Origin of the sequence: Sphaerisporangium corydalis (assembly GCF_025506355.1) — a bacterium.
In the GTDB taxonomy this organism is placed as follows: domain Bacteria; phylum Actinomycetota; class Actinomycetes; order Streptosporangiales; family Streptosporangiaceae; genus Sphaerisporangium; species Sphaerisporangium corydalis.
On the sequence record NZ_JANZYP010000136.1, the window covers coordinates 1 to 4073 of the forward strand.

At 60.0% G+C, this 4073-nt stretch carries 2 protein-coding genes and 2 pseudogenes; all 4 read left to right on the forward strand.

Translation table 11 applies throughout. The features are described 5' to 3' along the window. Positions 1–126: 126 nt before the first annotated feature. A pseudogene (locus tag NYZ98_RS41110) lies at positions 127–880 on the forward strand (IS3 family transposase); the annotation flags it as partial. After that, a pseudogene (locus NYZ98_RS41730) lies at positions 843–1120 on the forward strand (IS1634 family transposase); the annotation flags it as partial. The pseudogenes NYZ98_RS41110 and NYZ98_RS41730, both read left to right, overlap by 38 nt. Before the next feature lie 697 nt (positions 1121–1817). Beyond that, positions 1818–2351 (forward strand): WD40 repeat domain-containing protein, encoded by a 534-nt coding sequence (locus tag NYZ98_RS41115; protein ID WP_262850964.1) that lies wholly within the window; start codon positions 1818–1820, stop codon positions 2349–2351. Positions 2352–2696: 345 nt separating this feature from the next. Further along, positions 2697–3638 carry a WD40 repeat domain-containing protein gene (locus NYZ98_RS41120; RefSeq protein ID WP_262850966.1) on the forward strand — a complete coding sequence of 314 codons (942 nt, stop codon included), beginning with the start codon at positions 2697–2699 and terminating at the stop codon, positions 3636–3638. Positions 3639–4073 lie beyond the last annotated feature (435 nt).

Consider the following 4073-nt stretch of genomic DNA (forward strand, 5'->3'; position numbering starts at 1 on the left):
CGGACAGGACTGGACGATGTCGTCGACGGCTACGCGTTGTCGGGCGTCGAGGGCATTCGCAAGCCCGACACCGGCCTATTCGAGATCGCCGCCAGACGCTGTGGCACCGACCTCGCCAGCGGAGGATTGAAGCGGTTGTGCCGGGGGCTGCAGGTGTCACGCTCAGGCTTCTACGGATGGCTGAAGGGCGCCGCGGCGCGACTGGCCCGCCGCCATTGGCCGAGCGGATGCGACGGATTTACGCCGAGCATGACGGCACCTACGGCTCGCCCCGGATGACGGCCGAGCTGCGCGCGGCCGGGGTGAAGGTCAACCACAAGCGGGTGGAACGGGTGATGCGCGAGCACGGCATCGCCGGGCTGCGCCTGCGCAAGAAGGTCTGCACCACCATCCCCGAACCGGACTCGACACCGGTGCCGGACCTGATCCAGCGCGACTTCACCGCCGAGCGGCCGAACACCCGCAAAGTCGGCGACATCACCTACCTGCCCGTCGGCGACGGGCGGTTCCTCTACCTGGCCACGGTCGTGGATCTGCACTCGCGCCGGCTGGCGGGCTGGTCGATCGCCGACCACATGCGCACCGAGCTCGTCTCCGACGCGCTTGAAGCTGCGGCGCACACCCGGGGGGCCGCCTAGAGGGCTCGGTGTTTCACAGCGACAGCGGGGCGCAGTACTGCTCGCGGGAGTTCGCCCAGGTCTGTCACCAGCTCGGCGTCAACCGCTCACATGGAGCGGTCGGCACCGGCGCCGACAACGCGGCGGCCGAGTTCAAACGCGAGACGCTGCAGGGCGCGCACCACTGGCCCGACGCCCGCACCGCCCGCCTGGCCGTGTTCCTACCTTCGGCCCGTCTATCACCGGCTCGAGAAACGCATTCGCGCGCATGTCATCCTCTGCTGGCTCGCCTTGCTGCTGATCCGCATCACCGAGACCACCAGCGACGCCACCTGGTCGACCGTCCGCCGCGAGCTCGACCGGCTCTACCTCGGCGCGTTCACCGGCCTCACTGGCCTGTTCCGGCAGGTCACTGCCCTCACCAAGCCCCAGACCGACCTATTGGCCAAGCTCAACATCCCGCACCAAAGCAGATCATCGCGCTCGAACCCACACCCCGCTGACCAGCACGAACATCAATGCCTAGAGAAACGCCTCTCAGGCGCTCTCACCCATGTCCGCACAGGTCACACCCAGATTCGCGACTCCAGTCAGCCGAATCACGCGGAACGCAGGTCCACGGTACGAGGGAGAGCCGCCCTCAAGCACCCACTAAAGGTTGTAACGAGAGTTAGTGCTGGCCGATACCATTGAGAATCATGCTATAGGCCACAAATGCCAATTTTTGGTCCGGTAGTCGCTAATAGGCTATATCTGCGCAAACTGCCTGAGCTCTGATGGTGACAGTCGATGCGATGGGCGAATAGTCCATGAAAGCTTCATCTCAAGCCTGGCAAGTGAGTACAAATAGCCCATATGGCACAATTGCGGATCCGGTAACATCCGAAACATTCATTACATAATCATGCGGGATCGTCACCAAAAGACAAATAGTGTGGCAGACTGATGGAGATGTCGAGTCACAGGATGCGCGCGCAACAATATTGCGAACTCCCCGAAAGGGCTGGATTCATGAATATTCCCTCTAAGAATGCATTCAAAATCGAGCCGCCCCACGCTACGGCGAAACGCTTAGCTCCGTTAGCAACGATTCGTTGTGGTGCGCTTGTTCTCACAGGCACTCTACTAGCTTCCATACTCGTAACGTCACGGTGGGGCGAACCAGCGCCGATGGTCGGTGAGCGGTCTGACTATCGACTGATGGCCAGCGTAATCGCTCCTGGCGACACTCTGGTCACTGCCGGGGCTGACGGGATCGCTCGTATCTGGGATGGTCATAGCAAACGTCTCATCCGCGCCCTGCCAGGTGGCCATAAGGCAATCAACGCCGTCGCCTTCAATCCAAAGGGCGACACTCTGGTCACTGCCGGGGCTGACGGGATCACTCGTATCTGGGACGGTCATAGCAAACGTCTCATCCGCGCCCTGCCAGGTGGCCATAAGGCAATCAACGCCGTCGCCTTCAATCCAAAGGGCGACACTCTGGTCACTGCCGGGGCTGACGGGATCACTCGTATCTGGGACGGTCATAGCAAACGTCTCATCCGCGCCCTGCCAGGTGGCCATAAGGCAATCAACGCCGTCGCCTTCAATCCAAAGGGCGACACTCTGGTCACTGCCGGGGCTGACGGGATCACTCGTATCTGGGACGGTCATAGCAAACGTCTCATCCGCGCCCTGCCAGGTGGCCATAAGGCAATCAACGCCATCGCCTTCAATCGCAGTAAGAGCTAGAAATATGTGATCCGTAGCCCGTGCGATCTAGTGACTGATGCGGAATGCCTCTGTTCCGGAGATATGCATGGGTTACTCGTCGATTGGACCACCGCGATGATGTCTGACCCAAATGGGAAAGCAGTGAACGCGCAGCCGTCTTCGCGGTGGCGGCTGACAGCAGCTGAAATCGCCACTCTGACAACTCTTTCCGTGGTTGTGGGTGCTGTAGCTGCGGTGTTTCAATTTATTCAGTCCAGCACCGGAGGCGGCCTCGCGACTCTGTTCATCTCGACCGGGATTGTGGCCCTAGTCGTGGTGATTGCAATCCTAACTAGACGGCGTCGTCGGGCTACCCTTGGCGGGGTGATCGTGTTGCTCGTCGTGATTTCAGCCGCGTTCGGTGGCTATCTCTTCGGTTCGACGAAATACCAGAGAAAGCTCGACGCGGCAAGGCCACCATCGGTTCCGCTGTCATCTCCATCGCGCTCGGCCAGCGGCTCTCCTGCAATCCTAGGATCATCCGTCCACAGGTTAGCCACTCTGGATCCGAACCACCCCAAGATCTTCGACGCAATATCCATTAGTGGTACGCTGGCTGAATGGCAAATAGGTCGCTCTCGCGTCCCCTTGCGAAGTGGGAATCCCGGCGAGGTCAGCACTGTTCGAGCGTTAGCAATCGACAAGATGACACTCAATACCCTCGCAACAGGTCTCGGTGACGGAGGACTACAAATTTGGGACGCAACAGACCTTAGCAAGCCAGTTCGAGAGGTCTCCGGGCAAGGTGCGGTCACCGCTGTCGCGTTTGACCCTACCGCGAAAAATACCCTCGTAGTCGGAAGGGAAAACGGCGCACTGGAGGTATGGGACTCGGCGAAACTAAGACTCTCGTCAGCCGTGGGGGTGACTGGCCACGGCGCTCTCACCGCGCTTGCCCTAGATGCGACCACGCCAAATACGCTTGTCTCTGCCAGTATCGATGGGACCGTTCAAATTTGGGATCGTACTAAATTAGACAAGCCTCTGCTCGCCACAAGAATCAAGGGTCACGGCCAGATCACTGCACTGGCACTTGATCCACAGGTGAAGAATAGTTTCGCTATCGGCTTTGTCGACGGTGCGGTCCAGATCCGTGATCGGGTCAAGCCCGAACTGCTGAAGCAATCATCAAGCGGCGGTCATGCGAGCTCGGTTCTTGCCCTGTCGTTCGATGATAAATTACTAACTGCAGTCCTGGCCGACGGCTCCGTCGAGGTGTGGGAGGCCGCTATTCTGGGCCCTGTCACGCAGACCTTCGACCCATAATGTCGTCAACTCACAATATTTGTCGAATCCGGTCTAGGGCCGTACGCATGTCGGACTGCTGTTTCGGCTTGAGGTGGCAGGCCAATGCGTCGTGCCGGCAGTCGTCGACGATCATTCCGAATCGGCGGCCTCACCGAGGGTGAACGATGCAGTGCTTCTTCAGTGTAGTGGCGCAGGCGATTTGGCCATAGTCTGTTCCGTCACCGGTCCGTGGAGGACCCAAAGGCGTCGAAGGTAACAGAAGCATTGAAGGCATTCGGCACCGCACGGCGTTGCCGGCTTCGCCTAGGATCGATCATCGTGCAGCAACTGGCACTCTTCGACCTGGACAACACGCTCATCGACTTGGACGCCGCCTTCGTGCTGTGGGCGCGAGAATTCGCCCAGGACCATCGACTTGGGCGCAAGGCCGTCGACCACCTGGTCAAGCTGGAC